Source organism: Leclercia sp. 119287 (assembly GCF_009734485.1).
Classification (GTDB): domain Bacteria; phylum Pseudomonadota; class Gammaproteobacteria; order Enterobacterales; family Enterobacteriaceae; genus Enterobacter; species Enterobacter adecarboxylatus_C.
The window spans coordinates 1,069,616-1,088,159 of sequence record NZ_CP046445.1 but is presented as its reverse complement, the minus strand read 5'-3'; the positions used below and the strand labels follow the sequence as shown (position 1 = coordinate 1,088,159).

Sequence of the window (18,544 nt, the reverse complement as noted above, 5' to 3'; positions counted from 1 at the left end):
CCGTTGATTAGTGCGCGTTCGATGTAACCTGACGCCCTGCAGCACGATCCCAGATAATAGCCAGTACCAGTGCAACAACGGTAGGCATCAGCCACGCCAGACCCTGTTCAGACAGCGGCAGACGCTGTGTCCAGGCGGGCAGCATGGCGCTGATTGCCGATGCCTTAATACCGTCAAGCATACCAAAAAGCAGACTGATAAACATGGCCGGAGCGATAATTCGTGTGGAATTATTCCACCAGCCGCGGGTGAAGCTCAACACCACCAGCACGATGCACGGCGGGTAGATGGTGGTCAGCACCGGAATAGAGACCTGAATAAGATGGCTCAGCCCCAGGTTCGACACCGCCATCGAGAAGCCGCCGAGGATAAACACCAGCGTACGGTAAGAGAGCGGAACGTACTGAGCAAAGAACTCCGCACAGGCACAGGTCAGGCCAACCGCCGTCACCAGACAGGCCAGGAAGATCAGGATAGCCAGCATCATGCTGCCCGCGCCGCCAAAGGTGTGCTGAACGTAGGCATGCAGAATAGCCGCACCGTTCGCACCCTGGTCAACCAGCACGCTGCTGTCGGAACCCAGACGGAACAGCGCCAGATAGAGCAGCGCCAGCCCAGCGCCCGCCATCAGGCCAGCCCAGACGGTGTAGCGGGTCAGCAGACGCGCTTCGGTCACGCCGCGGGAACGCGCAGCGTTAACGATCACGATACCGAATGCCATTGCACCCAGCGTATCCATGGTCAGGTAACCGTTCACGAAACCGTTAGAGAAAGCGGCGTTCTGATAGGCTTCGGTGGCGGAGCTCAGCGGGCCAGCAGGCCAGACAATCGCCGCTACAGCCAGCACCAGCAGGGCCAGAATCTTCATTGGGGCCAGGAAGTTGCCCACGGTATCCAGCAGCTTGCCAGGATAGAGCGACACCAGGATCACGATGGCGAAATAGACCAGGCTGTAGATAAACAGCGGCAGCGGGCCATCGCCGGTCAGCGGGGCAATTCCCACTTCGAAGGAGACGGTCGCGGTACGCGGGGTCGCAAACAGCGGACCGATCGCCAGGTAGCAGACCACGGCCAGCATCACCCCGGCGACTTTACCAATTGGCGCGCTGAGGCTGTCGACGCCGCCGCCTACTTTCGCCAGCGCCACGACGGTCAGTACCGGCAGGCCCACAGCGGTGATCAGAAAGCCGATCGCCGCGGTCCAGACGTGTTCACCCGCCTGCAGACCCACCATTGGTGGAAAGATGATGTTGCCCGCGCCAACGAACAGCGCAAATGTCATAAAGCCCAGTGCGATGATATCGCGCGATTTCAATTGATGGGTCATAAAACCTTACTGCCTGTGGATGTGGTGTTGAAAACGTTGAATTTTTCGCTATCCCATGCGGAACAAAACAGCGGAAAAAATGTGCAATTTCAGCGGGAAATGCTCCCCTGCTGCCGTGGTCAGGAATATTTTTTCGATTTACCACGCAAATACAGTCTGTCCGACAATATCAGGAGGGCAATTTAAACGCTTATAACGTTTAAAGGCAATATGGGATCGCAAAACCAGAACAATATGCCAGGTTGAAAGTAAGACCTGAAACATTACACCAATTATCAGAAAAACCCATGGCTAATCATGCGAACAAAAAAGCATCAGGCGTATAAAATTTACCCGCGCTTCGGTTGACTGCAAAGCAAACAGGCCAGCTTACGCTGGCCTGTGGCAATATCTGATTACAGGAGGGGCGTCAGGCGCTGTTACTGGCAATCAAACGTTCCGGGATCACGAAACTGAAACGCGTACTTTTGCCCGGCGTGCTGACGATATCGAGACGGCTGTCGTGGTGATTGATGGCGTGCTTCACGATAGCCAGCCCCAGTCCGCTGCCGCCCGTCTGGCGAGAACGGGCTTTATCCACCCGATAAAAACGCTCGGTAAGACGGGGAATGTGCTCCGGACCGATACCCGGGCCATTGTCTTCCACGCTGAACTCCGCCCCCGTGGGCGCATGCTGCCAGCGCACGGTAATGTGGGTGCCCGCCGGAGTGTGATTCACCGCGTTATAAACCAGGTTGGAGATGGCGCTGCGCAGCTCATCGGTACTGCCGCGCACTTTGAGGCTGTTATCCACCTCGAAGGTGAGCTGATGTTGCTGCTGGCTCAGGGTTTGCGCCTCGCGCTCTAACATCCGCAACATCATCGGCACGTCGATGGTTTCGTTGAGCGCCAGGGTTGGCGCAGCCTCAATACGGGAGAGAGTCAGCAGCTGCTTCACCAGCCCTTCCATGCGCTGCGTCTGCTCGCGCATGGTCTGGAGCGCTTTTTCCCGCGGCGCGCCCTCCAGGGTCTGCTCCTGCATCATCTCCAGATAGCCCTGCAACACCGTCAGCGGGGTGCGTAACTCATGGCTGACGTTGGCGAAGAAGTTGCGCCGCGCCCCTTCCAGCTGGTGCATTTGCGTCACATCGCGTGCCACCATCAGCCACTGTTTGTCGCTGTAGGGCATGACGCGGATCTCCAGATGGCGACCGTTGTTCAGCACCAGATTGTGCGGGCGGGTGAAATCGCGTTTCTTCAGATACTGCGCAAACTCGGGGTAGCGCAGCAGGTTGAGGATGTTCTGTCCATTATCGTCAGGCCAGCGCAGGCCCAGCAGCTGTTGCGCCAGTCCGTTACACCAGAACATCGCTCCCTCTTCGGTGGTGAGCACCACCGCATCCGGCAGAGATTCCGCACCGCTGCGAAAGCGTTTGATCAGGCTACCCAGCTCGCGTCGGCGTTTTTTATTACGCATCTGCATCTGGTGAAGACCATACAGAAGGGGTTCCCAGCTGCCGCTGCCCGGCGGTGGGGTCATACTTCTGTCAACCCACAGCCACCATGAGAGGCGGAGCAGATTCCAGAAGTGCCAGATCAGCAATCCCGTGACTGCTATCAGCAAAAACCAGGGTAAATAACCGAAAACGGCCCCGAGGATCAGGGCCGGGATACAGCAAAGGACCAGTTCAAAACAGAGCCTTTTCCATGACAGACGTTCCAGCACGCGTCACACTCCTGTCATTGTTCAGAAACGGGTTGAGAAACGATAACCCGTGCCGCGGACGGTCTGTACCATGCGATCGTGACCGCTGGTTTCCAGGGCCTTACGCAGACGACGAATATGCACATCCACCGTCCGGTCTTCAACATACACGTTAGTGCCCCAGACATTATTGAGCAACTGCTCGCGGCTGTAGACGCGTTCCGGGTGGGTCATGAAGAAGTGCAGCAGTTTGAATTCGGTCGGTCCCATATCGAGAGGGTTTTCACCGGTCATCACGCGGTGCGAAGTAGGATCCAGGCTCAGGCCCTGCATCTCAATCACCTCTTCCACCGCCATCGGTGAAATACGGCGCATCACCGCCTTGATACGCGCCACCAGCTCTTTCGGGGAGAAAGGCTTGGTGATGTAGTCATCCGCCCCGGTCTCCAGACCGCGAACGCGATCTTCCTCTTCGCCGCGGGCCGTCAACATCATCACCGGGATATCGCGGGTTAAGGCTTCACGTTTGATATGTTTGATGAATTGCAGACCAGAGCCGCCGGGCAACATCCAGTCGAGCAGGATCAGATCGGGCCAGGGTTCGTTGAGCTGATTCACCGCGCTGTCGTAATCTTCGGCTTCCACCGGTTGAAAGCCATTTTGTTCGAGCACGAAACAGACCATTTCACGAATGGGTGCTTCATCTTCTACGACCAGAATACGTCTCGCCATACTTAGCCCTGTCTTATTTAGGTTACATGTTTGTAATACGGCGTCATTATGCGTCAGATTTATGACAGATTTATGAAAAACCTGCCCACCAATAAAGGCAAGCCGTTGTTTTCTGGCCGCCCTGATTGTAGCGGTTATCTTCCTTCCCCTGAATGTTTATAATCCCGCTTACTTTTTTTTGCCACGGATCTGTTATGCGCATACTTCACACCTCGGACTGGCATCTGGGACAGAACTTTTACAGCAAAAGCCGCGCCGCCGAACATGAAGCGTTCCTCAACTGGCTGCTTGAGATGGCACAATCTCACCAGGTCGACGCCATTCTCGTGGCCGGGGACATCTTCGACACCGGATCGCCGCCGAGCTATGCGCGAGAGCTATATAACCGTTTCGTGGTCAACCTGCAGAAGACCGGCTGCCATCTGGTGATTGTGGCCGGCAATCATGATTCCGTGGCCACGCTGAATGAATCCCGTGAGATTCTGGCGTTTCTCAACACCACCGTGGTCGCCAGCGCCGGTCACGGACCGCAAATTCTGCGCAAACGCGACGGTACCCCCGGGGCGGTGCTCTGTCCGATCCCGTTCTTACGTCCTCGCGACGTGATGAAAAGCCAGGCGGGCCTCTCGGGGATGGAGAAACAGCAGCAGCTGTTAGCCGCCATCACCCACTATTATGCCGATCAGTATACCGCCGCCTGCCAGCTTCGCGGCGACAGCGTCCTGCCGATTATCGCCACCGGGCACCTCACCACCGTCGGCGCCAGTAAAAGTGACGCAGTACGTGACATCTATATCGGGACGCTGGATGCCTTCCCCGCCCAGCATTTCCCGGCGGCGGACTATATCGCGCTGGGCCACATCCACCGCGCCCAGAAGATTGGCGGCTGCGACCACATTCGCTACTGCGGATCCCCTATCCCCCTCAGCTTTGACGAAACCAGCAAAAGCAAATGCGTGCATCTGGTGAGTTTTGACCAGGGTAAGCTCAGCGCCGTTGAATCTCTGGAGGTGCCCATCACCCAACCGCTGGCAGTGCTGAAGGGCGATCTGGCGGCCATCGCCGCCCAGCTGGAGCAGTGGCGCGGCGTGGAGCAGACGCCCCCCGTCTGGCTGGATATCGAAATTGCCACCGAGGAGTACCTGCACGACATGCAGCGTAAGATTCAGCGCCTGACGGAAGATCTGCCGGTGGAGGTGCTGCTGGTGCGGCGCAGTCGCGAGCTGCGCGAGAAGCTCCTCGCCAACAGCCTGCGTGAAACCCTCAGTGAGCTGCGCGTGGAAGAGGTGTTCGAACGCCGCCTGGCGCAGGAGACCCTCGACGACGCCCAGAGAACCCGGTTAAACGAGCTGTTCAGCCATGCGCTGCACGCCCTGGATAACGAGGAGGATAACGCATGAAAATTCTCAGCCTGCGCCTGAAAAACCTCAACTCGCTCAAGGGCGAATGGAAAATCGATTTTACCGCCGAGCCCTTTCTCAGCAACGGCCTGTTTGCCATCACCGGCCCTACCGGTGCCGGGAAAACCACCCTGCTGGATGCCATCTGCCTCGCGCTCTACCACGAGACGCCGCGCCTCAACACCGTCTCGCAATCGCAGAACGATCTGATGACCCGCGACACCGCCGAGTGTCTGGCGGAGGTGGAGTTTGAGGTGAAAGGGGTGGCCTATCGCGCCTTCTGGAGTCAGAACCGGGCGCGCAATCAGCCGGACGGTAACCTCCAGGTGCCGCGCGTGGAGCTGGCCCAGTGCGAAGACGGCAAAATCCTCGCGGATAAAGTGAAAGATAAGCTGGAGCTTGTCGCCTCGCTGACCGGGTTGGACTATGACCGCTTTACCCGCTCGATGCTGCTCTCCCAGGGGCAATTTGCCGCTTTCCTCAACGCCAGGCCGAAAGAGCGCGCCGAGCTGCTGGAGGAGCTGACCGGCACCGAAATTTACGGCCAGATTTCGGCGATGGTGTTTGAAAAACACAAAGCGGCGCGCAGCGAGCTGGAGAGGCGTGAAGCCCAGGCCGCTGGCGTGATATTACTCAGCGATGAACAACAGCAGCAGCTCCAGCAAGGTTTGCAGGTACTCACTGACGAAGAACAACAGCTGCTGGCTCAACAGGAAGCGCAGCAGAAAGATTTTCACTGGCTGACCCGCCAAGATGAGCTGTTGCGCGAGCAGCAACGTTCGATGGCCGCCCGGCAGCAGGCGCAGCAGGCCCTGGCCGACGCTACCCCAGAGCTGGAAAAGCTGCATCTGGCCCAGCCCGCCGCCCTGCTGCGCCCGCAGTGGGAGCGGCAGCAGGAGCAGAGCATCCGCCTGGCGCAAACGGAACAGCAGATGCTGGATGTGAATACTCGCTTACAGTCCAGCGAGGCGCTGCGCGCGCGGATCCGCAACGGAGCGCTGCGCGCGCAGGAACAGCTGCAGACCGAGTTCACCACCCTGACGCAGTGGCTGGCCGACCACGACCGCTTGCGCCAGTGGGGTCAGGAGATGGCAGGCTGGCGTGCACACTTTACCCAGCTGAATCGCGATAAAACGCAGCTCGCGACGCTGACCCGGCGTATTGCGGAATTACGGCAGAAGCTGGCAGGTCTGCCGGAAAACAGGCTGACGCTCACGGCGGAACAAGTAACCGCCGAAATGGCACTGCAAAACCAGGCCCGCGCGGCGCGCCAGCGTCTGACCACCCTGCATGCCCGCTATCAGCCTCTGCAAAAGCGCCTCAGCCAGAATAACGAAAGCGTGCAAAAGGCGCAGGGCGAACTGGCAAAACTCAACGAAACGCTGACGCTGCGCCGCCAGCAGTACAAAGAGAAAAACCAGCACTATCTCGATCTGAAAGTCCTGTGCGAGCAGGAAGAGAAGATCAAGAAGCTGGAGAGCTATCGGGCCGAACTGGAATCCGGGAAACCCTGCCTGCTCTGTGGCTCCACCGAACATCCGGCGATCGCGCAGTACCAGGCCTTAGCGCTCACGGAAAACCAGCGCCGCCGGGACGCGATGGAAAAAGAGGTCGCAGCCCTCAAAGAGGAAGGCCTGCTGCTGCTGGGCCAGGTGAATGCCCTCACCACCCAGCTGCAGCGGGAAACAGACGAGGCGCAGACGCTGGCCCGGGACGCGGAGGCGCTCACCGAGGAGTGGCAGCAGGTTTGCGCTTCCCTGACGGTGACGTTGAATATTCAGGATGATATCGCCCCCTGGCTGAATCAGCAGGAGCAGTACGAGCAGCAGCTTTACCAGCTTAGCCAGCGCCTGACGCTGCAAAACCAGCTGAATGAAGAAGAGGCCCAGGAAGAAGGCTATCTCCAGCAGCTGGCCGCAGCCCGCACCGCGATGGAGAAATCCCTCCAGGAATTGTCGCTGGCGATGCCTGATGAGGGTGCGGAGCCGGTCTGGCTCGCTGAACGTGAGAAAGAGGCGCAGCACTGGCAGACGCAGCAGTCCCAGCACATCGCCCTGCGGGAACGCATGGCTGCCCTGACGCCGCTGCTGGAGACCCTTCCGGCGACGGAGTCCATTGAAGCAGAAAGCGTTATTCCGGAGAACTGGCGCGAAATTCATACCGAATGCGTCTCCCTGCACAGCCAGCTTGCCACCCTGCAACAGCAGTTCAGGCTGGAAAGCGAACGCCTGCAACACGCCCAGGAACAGTTTGCCGCCGCGCTGGCCGCCAGCGTCTTCAGCGATCGCGAGGCGTTTCTCGCGGCCCTGCTGGATGATGCGACCCTTCACCGTCTCGAGCAGCTGAAACAGACCCTGGAAAATCAGATCCAGCAGGCCACGGCGCTGCTTCAGCAGGCCGGCCAGCGCCTGAACGAACATCTGGAACATCGCCCGGACAACCTGACGACAGACGTGCAGCTTTTACAGGCGCAGCTACAGCAGCTCGCGCAGAAGCTGCGTGAAAACACCACCCGCCAGGGGGAGATCCGCCAGCAGCTCAAGCAGGACAGCGATAACCGCCTGCACCAGCAGGCGCTGATGCAGGAAATTGCGGCCGCAGCCCGGCTGGCGGATGACTGGGGTTATCTCAACGCGCTGATCGGTTCTAAAGAGGGGGATCGCTTCCGTAAGTTTGCCCAGGGCTTAACCCTCGACAACCTGGTGTGGCTCGCCAACCAGCAGCTGACCCGCCTGCATGGCCGCTACCTCCTGCAACGCAAGGCCAGCGACGCGCTGGAGCTGGAAGTGGTAGATACCTGGCAGGCGGATGCCGTGCGCGATACCCGCACCCTTTCCGGCGGCGAAAGTTTCCTCGTGAGTCTGGCGCTGGCGCTGGCGCTCTCCGACCTGGTGAGCCACAAAACGCAGATTGACTCGCTGTTCCTTGATGAGGGTTTCGGCACCCTGGACAGCGAAACGCTGGATACCGCTCTGGATGCCCTGGATGCGCTGAATGCCAGCGGCAAAACCATCGGCGTCATCAGCCACGTCGAGGCGATGAAAGAGCGCATTCCGGTACAGATCAAAGTGAAGAAAATTAACGGGCTGGGGTACAGCAAACTGGATAAAGAATTTGCCGTTTCGTAGGCCGGGCAAGCGCAGCGCCGCCCGGCATTCGCACGATCAGTGTGGCCATAACCAGGCGGCGCCGCGCACGCCGCTGGAGTCGCCGTGTACCGCTTTGCGGATCGGCGTTTCGCATTCGCCGCCAAACACCCACTGCTTCACCAGCTGCGGTACGGTGGTATAGAGGCGATCCACGTTGCTCATCCCGCCGCCCAGCACGATCACGTCCGGATCGAGAATATTCACTACGTGCGCCAGCGATTTAGCCAGCCGCATTTCGTAGCGGCTGAAGGCCAGCTCCGCAACGGCGTCCTGCTCTTCCACCAGACACATGATCTCATTGCCTTTCAGCGGATGTCCGCTCAGACGACGATAATCGGTGGCGAAACCGGTGCCGGAAATAAAGGTTTCGATACAGCCCTGTTTTCCGCAGTAGCACGGCACTTCGGCGCGGTACTTCAGCTCGTCCTCATCCATCCACGGCAGCGGGTTATGTCCCCACTCGCCTGCGGTGCCGTTGCCGCCGATATGGGCCCGGCCACCAAAGGCCACGCCTGCCCCACAGCCGGTGCCGATGATTACCGCGAATACCGTCTGCGCCCCCGCTGCCGCGCCGTCGATCGCCTCCGATACTGCCAGGCAGTTGGCGTCGTTCGCCAGCCGCACTTCCCGGTTCAGGCGCTGGCTTAAATCGCGGTCGAAGGGCTGGCCGTTAAGCCAGGTGGAGTTAGCATTTTTCACCACCCCGGTATAGGGCGAAATCGAACCTGGAATGCCCATGCCCACCGTGCCCGTCTGGCCGGTGGCCTTTTCGGCCTTCTCCACCAGGCTAGCAATGGTTTCAATGGTCTGCCGGTAATCATCGCGCGGGGTCGGCAGGCGATGGCGGAACAGCTGTTCCCCCTGCTCGCCCAGGGCAATGACTTCTGTTTTGGTGCCGCCGAGATCAATACCAATTCGCACAGGACGTTCCTCATTTTTTTGATTATCAACAGAGTAGAAGCCTGCTACCCGATTAGCAATGCAAGCGATGCGACAATTCGCTATCATGCCCGCTGAATTAAACGACAAGACCGTGGAAATTATCATGCTGTGGTTCAAAAATTTGATGGTTTACCGTCTCAGCCGCGACATCGAGCTGCGCGCCGACGAGATGGAAAAACAGTTAGACCTTTACGCATTTACCCCGTGTGGCAGCCAGGACATGGCGAAAACCGGATGGGTTCCGCCTATGGGATCACAGAGCGATGCGCTGACCCACACCACCAATGGTCAAATCATTATCTGCGCGCGTAAGGAAGAGAAGATCCTGCCGACGCCAGTAGTGAAACAGGCGCTGGAAGCCAAAATTTTCAAGCTGGAAGCCGAACAGGGCCGTAAGCTGAAAAAAACGGAAAAAGATTCGCTGAAAGATGAAGTTCTGCATTCGTTGCTGCCGCGTGCCTTTAGCCGCTTCAGCCAGACAATGATGTGGATCGACACGGTTAACGGCCTGATTATGGTCGACTGCGCCAGCGCCAAAAAAGCGGAAGATACGCTGGCATTGCTGCGTAAAAGCCTCGGTTCGCTGCCGGTGGTGCCGCTGACGATGGAAAACCCGATCGAGCTGACCCTCACCGAGTGGGTGCGGGCCAACAACGTCCCTCAGGGTTTCCAGCTGCTGGACGAAGCCGAGCTGAAAGCGATCCTTGAAGACGGCGGCGTGATCCGCGCCAAGAAGCAGGAGCTGGTCAGCGACGAGATCGCGGTGCATATCGAAGCCGGCAAGCTGGTGACCAAGCTGGCACTCGACTGGCAGCAGCGTATTCAGTTCATGATGTGTGACGATGGCTCCATCAAGCGCCTGAAGTTCTCTGATGAGCTGCGCGATCAGAACGACGATATCGACCGGGACGACTATGCCCAGCGTTTTGATGCTGATTTCATTCTGATGACGGGTGAACTGGCGGCGTTGATTCAGAGCGTGGTGGAAGGGCTAGGCGGCGAAGCACAGCGTTAATGCTTCATGCCAGGCTTTATGCCAGAAACAGGAGCCGGGTTAACCCGGCTCTTTTTTTACAGATAACGACACAGATAGGACGCAGGCTCAGCCACCTGCAGATGGAATTCACTGTGGCCTGGCACGTTGAAAACATCGCCCGGGTTATAGACCTTCCACTCGGTTTCCCCCGGCAATAACACTTTCAGTGAACCGCTGACCACGGTCATCTCTTCAGGCTGCGCGGTACCGAAGGCATACTCCCCTTCCGCCATCACGCCAACACTGGCACGGCCAGTAATGCTGCTGGTAAAACCAATGGACTTCACTTTACCGGAAAAGTATTCATTACTCTGAAGCATGGACTGGTCCTTATTGTCATTGGATGTGAATCCAATATAGGGGTGACGCTCCATGCCTGTCACGCAAAATCATCAGACCAGCAATTCCGAGGCCAGCCGGGCGACCAGCACGTTTGACAGCAGCACCGGCACATCCAGGTTTTTTTGCAGTAAATCGCGGTGACGTTGATGGAAACCGAGGCAATCGAGCATCAGCACGTCCGCGCCGCGCTCCAGCAGATCGCGCCCGGCGGCGATCAGTTTTGTTTCGCTGTCCCAGAATGGATTGGCCACGGCGAGCAGTGGGGTATTCACCAGCCCACGCCACTTATGCGACTGGTTTTCCAGCAGTTCGGGGATCGGCACGATCACCCCCACCTGATGGCTGTCGACAATCGATCCCACCAGCGGCGGGATGATCCGCATCGGCTCAAGCAGGATCGCATTACGGGCAACGAGACCGGTGACAGGCGCCGTGCTCATCAACAGGATCACCTCATAGTCCCGGTTATCGAGGACTTCAATCACGCTCTGCAGGGCGCGTTCGATCTTTGGCAGCGAAACGTTGCCCAGCTCGCCGTCGCTGAGCAGGGTTGGCAGCAGCGCCTCACCCGGTTCAGGGGCGTAGTCTTCCATGACCTCTTCCCTGCTCAGCGTACCGAGCAGACTGTGGTGCGTGATCTGTTGTTCAGAGATATGCTCCGTTAAGAGCGGGAGCACTTCGCTTACCGGGACTACCCCAATGGTGAGGATCGCCAACGTCGCTTTCATCATTCTCGCCTTTCTTTACTACCACCGACCGTGACACAGAGACAGGCTCGCTTCGCTGTACAGTGCGCTGTTCAGGAAAAAGTGCTGAAAAGCGTAGCAGCAGATTAACGTACCGGAATGTAAAGATCCGCGAGCCTGACAGGATGTGTCTGTAAAACCTGTACATTACCCTCCGTTTAAGGCTATCGCTTTTTAAATAGTGTGATTAGCGTTCGGTTTTTTCCGCTTTCAGATTTTGATCAGGCCTTATCCGGGTCTTCGTAACGCACTTTGGCATCCTGCGCTTCGAGCTCCGTTTCGTGCTCGCTGATCAGCGAATCGGGTTTTGGGTGGTCAGCACGCAGCTGATACCAGGTGACAGTCTGGCCCGTCGCGCCTTTTTCAACGGCAACGATACGGGCTTCACGCGGATAGGGAGGTCTGGTTGGCATAGTTCATCCTTTTTTTAATGGCTGAACTATCAGTATAGACATCAGTTAGCTGGCGCATGCCAGATGCAGTGCGGTTACGATATTTTGTACCACCTGGGCCGGTGGCAGCGAAGCATCGACGACGTGGTGAGCGGCTTCGCGATAGAGGGCGTCGCGCTCTGCCAGCACCGCACTCACCTCTTCGCTGATGGGCTTGCCGGTCAGGGTCGGGCGCTGGCCCTCTTCCGGGAAGGCTTCAAGGCGTTCGACCAGCACCGGCACCGGCGCGCTAAGGTAAATCACAGTACCCTTTTCGCGCATAAACTGACGGTTCCATGCCGACAGAATAATGCCGCCGCCGGTAGCAATAATGCCGGAACCCGCCGTCACCGCCTCGAGGGTTGCCGTCTCGCGGGCGCGGAAACTCTCCCACCCTTCCTGCTCAACGATCTCGGCAATGCTTTGACCGGCGTGGGTCTGCAACCAGTGATCGGTGTCGACAAATTCGCTCTGGCACAGACGAGCCAGTTCCAGACCAACGGTTGTTTTTCCACAGCCGCGGGGGCCAATTAAAAAAATAGGCTGGGTCATAACCAGGAGTTCCCTTTGAGGCCGCGCACATGCGGTAGGTAAAGTCGAAAAGCGTGCAATGATACCATTAAACTAGTACATAAGTTAATCGTAAAAATATTATTACACCAGATGTGGTATTAAAATGACATTCCAGTCAACCCCGGATATACAAAGGGGGATTCTGTAAAGAAATAATGGCACTGAATGGTGCGCTCACCTTACCTGAAGCCACCCGCCGTTGACAACCCCGGAACGGGGTAATCCTGGTCAAATCATATGTCATGGTGATGATTAACCCTGGCGGCGCTTCACTTCCAGCAGCCATTTATCGAGTTCGGCCGCAAACAGCTGCCTGTCGCGCGGGGATAAACTGTCCGGCCCGCCGGTCTGCACCCCGCTGGCACGCAGGGTATCCATAAAATCGCGCATCGTCAGCTTTTCGCGAATGGTGGCCGGGGAGTAACGTTCCCCGCGCGGGTTCAGCGCCGCCGCCCCTTTCTCCAGCACTTCTGCCGCCAGCGGGATATCGGCGGTGATCACCAGGTCGTCGGCGCTGCACAGACGCACGATTTCGTTATCGGCCACGTCAAAACCGGCCGGTACCCGCAGGGTGCGAATAAAGCGGGACGGCGGTACCCGCAGGTTCTGATTCGCCACCAGCGTCATCGGCATCTGGACGCGCTCGGCGGCACGAAACAGGATCTCTTTAATGACATTCGGACACGCATCGGCATCCACCCAAATCGCCATCTTCACTCTCCGGCATATAATGCTGCGTAATAAAACCTGATAGGCTAAAGTTCCACAATCATAACAAAGTTTAAGAGGGAGACGTGATGGAGAAGAAAATCGGTTTTATCGGCTGCGGTAATATGGGCAAAGCCATTCTCGGCGGTCTGATTGCCAGCGGTCAGGTCCTGCCTGGCCAGATTTGGGTCTATACCCCCTCGCCGGACAAAGTCGCCGCCCTGCACGACCAGTACGGGATCAACGCCGCGCAAAGCGCTCAGGAAGTGGCGCAGGTAGCCGATATCGTCTTCGGGGCAGTGAAGCCGAACATGATGGTGAAAGTCCTGAGCGATATCACCTCCAGCCTGAATAAAGAGACGCTGGTGGTTTCCATCGCCGCAGGCGTCACCCTCGATCAGCTGGCGCGCGCGCTGGGCCATGACCGTAAAATCGTTCGCGCCATGCCTAACACGCCGTCGCTGGTCAATGCTGGCATGACCTCCATCACCCCTAACGCGCTGGTGACCGCCGAAGAGGTGGCCGATGTGATCAACATTTTCCGCTGTTTCGGGGAAGCCGAGGTGATTGCCGAGGCGATGATCCACCCGGTGGTCGGGGTCAGCGGATCGGCGCCCGCCTACGTATTTATGTTTATCGAAGCGATGGCCGATGCGGCCGTTCTCGGCGGGATGCCGCGCGCGCAGGCCTATAAATTTGCCGCGCAGGCGGTGATGGGCTCAGCCAAAATGGTGCTCGAAACCGGTAAACATCCGGGCGAGCTGAAAGATATGGTCTGCTCCCCGGGCGGCACCACTATTGAAGCAGTGCGGGTGCTGGAGGAGCGCGGCTTCCGTGCCGCCGTCATTGAAGCCATGAATAAGTGCATGGAAAAATCAGAGCTGCTGAGTAAGTCCTGACCGACTGCCGGACGTCAGGCCGCCACTTCGGTGCGGTTACGTCCGGCATTTTTCGCTTTGTAGAGCGCGATATCCGCCGCTTTAAGCCACTCCTGATAATGCACCATCGACGTCGTGAGCGGCGCTACGCCGACGCTGATGGATATCTTTACCTGAGGCGATCCCGGCAGATGTAAATCTGCCAGCCGTTCGTGTACCCGCGACATTGCCGCAATGGCGCTTTCCGCCTGCGTGCCGCTCATGATCACCGCAAACTCATCACCGCCAAAGCGGCCAATCATATCGCTGGCGCGTAGCGTGAGCTGTAGCTGCCGGGTGACGGCGACAATCGCCTGATCGCCAACGTCGTGGCCCCAGGTATCGTTAATGCTCTTGAAGTGATCGATATCGATCAGCAGGAGCGTGGCGCTACGGTGGTATCGGCGGCAGTTTTCATATTCCGTGCGCAGCAAAACTTCCCAGTGGCGACGATTAAACACCCCCGTCATACCATCAAGAGTACTCATCAGCTCAAGCCGGCGCTTATGTTCCACCAGACGACTCGTCGTATGGAAACTCACCCAGGCAAACAGCATCGGGTAAAAGACGATCACCGGCAGCGCGAGCCAGAGTTCCAGCGGCGTGCTGACGTAGTCCGGCGTCACGCGCGTGAGCTGCAGGGAGACCAGCGCCGCCAGTGCGGTCATCATCACCCCGGGGCCGTACAGCCGGATCCCGCCCACGCCAATAAGGTTCATGCTTATCATCATGACCAGCGCCGCGCTTGGCATGGCATTAATTCCCATCACCCCAATCCAGACCCCGGCCACAATGGCGTCGACTTTGAGGTTAAACATCTCGCCGTTATAGGGATCGGTAGAACGCGCTGCTAATTGCCAGGCCAGATGGGGCCAGACAAACGCCCAGCCAACCAGCAGCAGCCACCAGACACCGTTGACCGGCTGCGCGACCAGCACGCTGGCAATCGGTAAGAAGAGAATGCCCAGCCCCACCGCTCGCGGCCAACGCAGCCGGCGAGCCAGTCGGATACCCGCACGGTGATACTCATCCGCTGAATGCGCCTGACTCATTCCTTCCCGTGCATAGACTTTGCTGTAAAAGTTTTCATCATTCATAATTTTTGGGAACACTCAAAAGCATTTTCCCAAATTATAGAAAGGCTTACTCAAGGCTAAGTATGATATTTCGGGTGAGCCACCGGGCTCGCTCACCCGTTTGAACTAGCCGTTTTTCTTCAGACAGGCACTCATAAACTTATTTCGATCGTCGCCTTTAAGGGATTGTTGGGTCGCCTGACTGTTGCATTCGCGCATCCTTTGTTGCTGCGGCGTCAGGCTTTTTTCGCCGGGTTTAGAGGAGGCGTTTTTCAGGCAGTCGCTCATATAGGTCTTACGGGAATCGCCCTTCAGCGCCTGGGCGGTGGCCTGTTGATTGCAGGTGGTCATACGTTGCTGCTGCGGGGTTTGCTGTTTATCCTGGGCCCCCACCGGGGTAAGAGAAAACAGACCAAAGAGCAGCGTAACCAGCAGTGTGATTTTCATAGCACTTTCCTTCTGTGGATGATCACAGTAAGTCTGGTTCGTGCTGCTGAAAAAACCACCCGTTAGGTGTTTTTTCGTGCCGGGCAGTGGAGTCGGTGACGCCATCTGGCTTGCCGGATTTTTTATCAGGCACATAGTGGATATATTGCCCTGTCAGGGGCAGGCTGGGTGATATCACCCTGAGCGGTACGATTATCCAGAACCCTGGTCGATGCCACAGTTTCAGCATAAATTGTGGGGGTAAATAACAGGGACAGTAATGCAATATAAAGTGCGCTCTGTTTCACTTATTTTTTCCATGTAGAAATACATAAAAAAATAAAACAGAGCGACTATAGGCAACCGATGTGACGGTTCTATGACATGAAATTACGTCAGATGACCGTTCAGTTGCGCGGGTGCCGTAACAGCTTTTTTACGTATTGCTGCAGCATTTCCCTGTCCTGCTCAGAGACCTGTGTGTCTGGTCGGGCCTCATCCAGCGCGCCTTCCACGCTATCAATCAGCGCCTGCTGCTCACTTTGCGCCATCTGTCGTAACAGCGCGGTTACCACAATTTCTAACGCTTCGACCTGGGCCACCAGCTCTTTTGACTCTTCTTCCTTTTGTGCAAGCTTCAGCAACAACTCAGCAATGAGATTTTTCACAGCGCTATTTCCTTATGAGATTTTTTCCGACGTTATCATTATGCCTGAGGCTTGCAAAGTAGTTAAAAGTACTATTTTTAGCCGGACAACACACTCCTGATAAATTAATCTGCCGGGCAGCCGGGAAAGAGGCACTTTAAATTAAATTAAAGCGTCGAGGCAGTGCAAAATAAAAGTAGAACCGCCATTTCAAATAAAAGATAATGACAGCCCTGCTTAAATATATTATACAGCAAGGCTACAACCGCTTATTCCCCCGAATGCTGGCTTCCTGCCGGCGTCGCCGCCGCATGGCCCATGCCAGCTGGATTATATTCAATAAGACCACCACCGCGGTGGCGGCAAAAACCCAGCGGAAACCGGCCATCGCCGAGACTGCCGCCCCCATCAGCGGACCGGCGACGTTCCCCAGATACATAAATGACTGGTTATAACCGAAGATCCGCCCGGTCACCCGATCGCTGGAGTATTTAATCAGCAGCGTCTGTACGGCAGGCAGCATGGCACCATCGGCAAAGCCCAGCAGGAAGCGCAGCACCCCAAGCTGGAAGGGGGTGGTGACAAAGGACATGGCAAAAAAGAGCACCACCGCCACGATAAGCGTCGCCATCAGAATGTGACCGGTGCCGATGCGATCCCCCAGCTTGCCCAGACGCGGGGCAGACATCAGCGCGGAGATGCCCGGCACGGCGGCAATCATTCCGCTGAGGAAGGCGATATTATTGCTGTCGGGCGCCATCGACTGAATAAACAGTGCGAGGATCGGCCCCACCGAACCGTTACAGAGCTGGATCACCATAGTGGTGATAAACAGGCTGATCATCAGCCATGGGTAGGGTAGCGAGGCAAACACCGCCTTACCGCTCAGCCGCTCCGCCTTGCTCGTCGTCGGGCGAGCCCCCTCTTTAATCAGAAACAACGTCACCAGAAAGCTGATCACCAGCAGGACCGCGGTGATGAGGAACACCGCGCGCAGCCCCACGTGGTCAGCCAGAAAGCCCCCCATCAGCGGGCCGCCGATCACGCCGCTGATCTGCGCCGTCGACAGGGTACTGATGGCCCAGCCGCTGCGCTCCCGGGGCACCTGTGAGGCCACCAGCGCCATGGCATTCGGGATATAGCCGGAGGTCAGCCCCATCAGCGCACGCAGCAGGAACAGCTGCCAGACGTTAGTGGCAAAAGCCTGGAGCAGGATCGCAATCGCCATTCCCAGCGAGGCGCGCAGCAGCATCAGCTTGCGCCCTTTGCGGTCGGCCAGGCTGCCCCACATTGGCGAGACAATGGCCGAGACCAGAAACGTGACGCTGAAAGTCAGGCCCGACCACATCGACAGCGCCTCGTGGGACGAGACGCCAAGCTGGGACACGTACAGCGGCAAAAAGGGTAAAATCTGGCTGATGGCAAGGCCGGTGAAAAAACAACCGAACCAGACCGAAATGAGGTTAACTTTCCACGATTCCATAGGCGGATACTGTCTTCGTTTTGCATGAATTCGCTATCAGATTACCAACTCAGGCTGCGCCGAAAGTTATCAGAGATGCGCCTGCCGCGACTTCGGTGTTTTATCTTCCCAGTCATCATATCTGTGAAACATGTCACATATTTTTGCCTTTTGTCTGGTGATTTATACTTTGCGGGCAGTAGCCAAAACCGCGCATACCCAGATGAAAATGGTTGGCGTGGGCGGCATTGTAATCCGGGCCGAGGGCATTGCCGAAGTAGCCGCAGCTGGCCCCCAGCAGCGCCCGCAGCCATGGCTGGGTGGTGGCGTTTTGCCAGCCGCGCAGGACCGAGATCCGCTGCCCGTTCTCCAGCGTAAAGCCGCTGATATCCAGCGCCTCGGCGCTGGCATGCTCGCTGCGCCGGGCATTCGGACGATGATAGATGTTCCGACAGGCAAAGCTTCCAAGATGGTCAATGCGCGACAGGCTGCTGCCCATCATGGTTTGGGTAAGGGGCCGGGCCTGCTGGTTGACGAACAGCGCCGAGCTGAGCGCCAGCGGGCAGCTGGCGAGAAAGCTGCTGCTGAGGCTGACGCTGCCAAAGCTACGCACGCGCACCACGTCGCTCAGCGGACACTCTCCCGTGCTGTCGGCCACCGTCTGGGTGCGGATCAGCTGGCGCGCATTGGCCTGCGCCAGCAGTATTTCACAATGCTCAGGGGACAGGCGCCTGAGCTTAAACTGGGTCAGGGTCCCGGGAGGATCGTCGAGAGATAGCGGGGCAAAGGGGTTGTAATACGACGGCAGCCAGCGGTAGCTTGCGATGGCCGCAGCAATGACAGCAAGACAGATAATCAGGCTTTTCCCTTTCACTCACCCTCCTGAAACAATGTGCCAAAACATTATGGCAGAAGGCGGCGAATTCCGCCGGGCATCGTGATAGGG

18 protein-coding genes and 1 pseudogene are annotated in these 18,544 nt (G+C 57.5%); 4 read left to right on the top strand and 15 right to left on the bottom strand.

Annotation, left to right across the window (positions count from 1 at the left end; genetic code table 11):
- Window positions 1–7 precede the first annotated feature (7 nt).
- From brnQ to phoB, 3 genes are all read right to left on the bottom strand, one after another.
- Complete coding sequence (gene brnQ / locus GNG27_RS05300) at window positions 8–1,327, bottom strand: branched-chain amino acid transporter carrier protein BrnQ (protein WP_142488406.1); 1,320 nt, start codon at window positions 1,325–1,327, stop codon at window positions 8–10.
- 409 nt (window positions 1,328–1,736) lie between these two features.
- The gene (phoR, locus tag GNG27_RS05295; protein WP_156263074.1) at window positions 1,737–3,032 is read right to left on the bottom strand and encodes a phosphate regulon sensor histidine kinase PhoR; all 1,296 of its coding nucleotides are present in this window, start codon (window positions 3,030–3,032) and stop codon (window positions 1,737–1,739) included.
- A gap of 21 nt (window positions 3,033–3,053) precedes the next feature.
- Window positions 3,054–3,743, bottom strand: coding sequence for a phosphate response regulator transcription factor PhoB (gene phoB / locus GNG27_RS05290; protein ID WP_032616792.1), 690 nt, complete (start codon window positions 3,741–3,743; stop codon window positions 3,054–3,056).
- Between the two features lie 194 nt (window positions 3,744–3,937).
- Between phoB and sbcD the strand changes: the two genes are divergently transcribed.
- Together sbcD and sbcC are read left to right on the top strand one after the other, a co-directional pair.
- Window positions 3,938–5,143 (top strand): exonuclease subunit SbcD, encoded by a 1,206-nt coding sequence (sbcD, locus tag GNG27_RS05285; RefSeq protein ID WP_156263073.1) that lies wholly within the window; start codon window positions 3,938–3,940, stop codon window positions 5,141–5,143.
- Window positions 5,140–8,271 carry an exonuclease subunit SbcC gene (sbcC, locus tag GNG27_RS05280; protein ID WP_156263072.1) on the top strand — a complete coding sequence of 1,044 codons (3,132 nt, stop codon included), beginning with the start codon at window positions 5,140–5,142 and terminating at the stop codon, window positions 8,269–8,271. Before sbcD ends, sbcC begins: the two co-directional genes overlap by 4 nt.
- Before the next feature lie 36 nt (window positions 8,272–8,307).
- On the opposite strand, the gene mak is transcribed toward sbcC, so the two are convergent.
- The gene (gene mak, locus GNG27_RS05275) at window positions 8,308–9,213 is read right to left on the bottom strand and encodes a fructokinase (protein ID WP_197090564.1); all 906 of its coding nucleotides are present in this window, start codon (window positions 9,211–9,213) and stop codon (window positions 8,308–8,310) included.
- Window positions 9,214–9,337: 124 nt separating this feature from the next.
- Between mak and rdgC the strand changes: the two genes are divergently transcribed.
- Window positions 9,338–10,249 (top strand): recombination-associated protein RdgC, encoded by a 912-nt coding sequence (gene rdgC / locus GNG27_RS05270; RefSeq protein WP_156263070.1) that lies wholly within the window; start codon window positions 9,338–9,340, stop codon window positions 10,247–10,249.
- Window positions 10,250–10,305: 56 nt separating this feature from the next.
- Here rdgC and ppnP read toward each other — a convergent pair whose 3' ends face one another.
- The 5 genes from ppnP to GNG27_RS05245 form a co-directional block, all read right to left on the bottom strand.
- Window positions 10,306–10,590 carry a pyrimidine/purine nucleoside phosphorylase gene (ppnP, locus tag GNG27_RS05265; protein ID WP_106992107.1) on the bottom strand — a complete coding sequence of 95 codons (285 nt, stop codon included), beginning with the start codon at window positions 10,588–10,590 and terminating at the stop codon, window positions 10,306–10,308.
- 72 nt (window positions 10,591–10,662) lie between these two features.
- Window positions 10,663–11,340 carry an AroM family protein gene (locus GNG27_RS05260; RefSeq protein ID WP_156263069.1) on the bottom strand — a complete coding sequence of 226 codons (678 nt, stop codon included), beginning with the start codon at window positions 11,338–11,340 and terminating at the stop codon, window positions 10,663–10,665.
- 239 nt (window positions 11,341–11,579) lie between these two features.
- A complete protein-coding gene (yaiA, locus tag GNG27_RS05255) occupies window positions 11,580–11,771 on the bottom strand; it encodes a protein YaiA (RefSeq protein WP_142488398.1) in 192 nt (63 codons plus the stop codon).
- A 45-nt stretch (window positions 11,772–11,816) separates the two neighbouring features.
- Window positions 11,817–12,341 (bottom strand): shikimate kinase AroL, encoded by a 525-nt coding sequence (gene aroL, locus GNG27_RS05250; RefSeq protein ID WP_156263068.1) that lies wholly within the window; start codon window positions 12,339–12,341, stop codon window positions 11,817–11,819.
- A gap of 273 nt (window positions 12,342–12,614) precedes the next feature.
- The gene (locus GNG27_RS05245; protein WP_156263067.1) at window positions 12,615–13,073 is read right to left on the bottom strand and encodes a YaiI/YqxD family protein; all 459 of its coding nucleotides are present in this window, start codon (window positions 13,071–13,073) and stop codon (window positions 12,615–12,617) included.
- Window positions 13,074–13,159: 86 nt separating this feature from the next.
- On the opposite strand from GNG27_RS05245, the gene proC reads away from it, so the two are divergent.
- The gene (gene proC / locus GNG27_RS05240; protein WP_142488395.1) at window positions 13,160–13,969 is read left to right on the top strand and encodes a pyrroline-5-carboxylate reductase; all 810 of its coding nucleotides are present in this window, start codon (window positions 13,160–13,162) and stop codon (window positions 13,967–13,969) included.
- 14 nt (window positions 13,970–13,983) lie between these two features.
- Here proC and adrA read toward each other — a convergent pair whose 3' ends face one another.
- The 6 genes and pseudogenes from adrA to GNG27_RS05215 all read right to left on the bottom strand — a co-directional run bounded on the left by adrA (window position 13,984) and on the right by GNG27_RS05215 (window position 18,472).
- Window positions 13,984–15,099 (bottom strand): diguanylate cyclase AdrA, encoded by a 1,116-nt coding sequence (gene adrA, locus GNG27_RS05235; RefSeq protein WP_156263066.1) that lies wholly within the window; start codon window positions 15,097–15,099, stop codon window positions 13,984–13,986.
- 90 nt (window positions 15,100–15,189) lie between these two features.
- Window positions 15,190–15,510 (bottom strand): phosphate starvation-inducible protein PsiF, encoded by a 321-nt coding sequence (gene psiF / locus GNG27_RS05230; RefSeq protein ID WP_142488393.1) that lies wholly within the window; start codon window positions 15,508–15,510, stop codon window positions 15,190–15,192.
- An 82-nt stretch (window positions 15,511–15,592) separates the two neighbouring features.
- Window positions 15,593–15,797: pseudogene (locus tag GNG27_RS23625) on the bottom strand (hypothetical protein); the annotation flags it as partial.
- A 99-nt stretch (window positions 15,798–15,896) separates the two neighbouring features.
- Window positions 15,897–16,157 (bottom strand): anti-adapter protein IraP, encoded by a 261-nt coding sequence (iraP, locus tag GNG27_RS05225; protein ID WP_156263065.1) that lies wholly within the window; start codon window positions 16,155–16,157, stop codon window positions 15,897–15,899.
- Window positions 16,158–16,395: 238 nt separating this feature from the next.
- Entirely contained in the window at window positions 16,396–17,619 is a 1,224-nt protein-coding gene (locus GNG27_RS05220) for a multidrug efflux MFS transporter (RefSeq protein WP_156263064.1), read from the bottom strand.
- 133 nt (window positions 17,620–17,752) lie between these two features.
- Window positions 17,753–18,472, bottom strand: coding sequence for an extensin family protein (locus GNG27_RS05215; protein WP_156263063.1), 720 nt, complete (start codon window positions 18,470–18,472; stop codon window positions 17,753–17,755).
- Window positions 18,473–18,544: the final 72 nt, after the last annotated feature.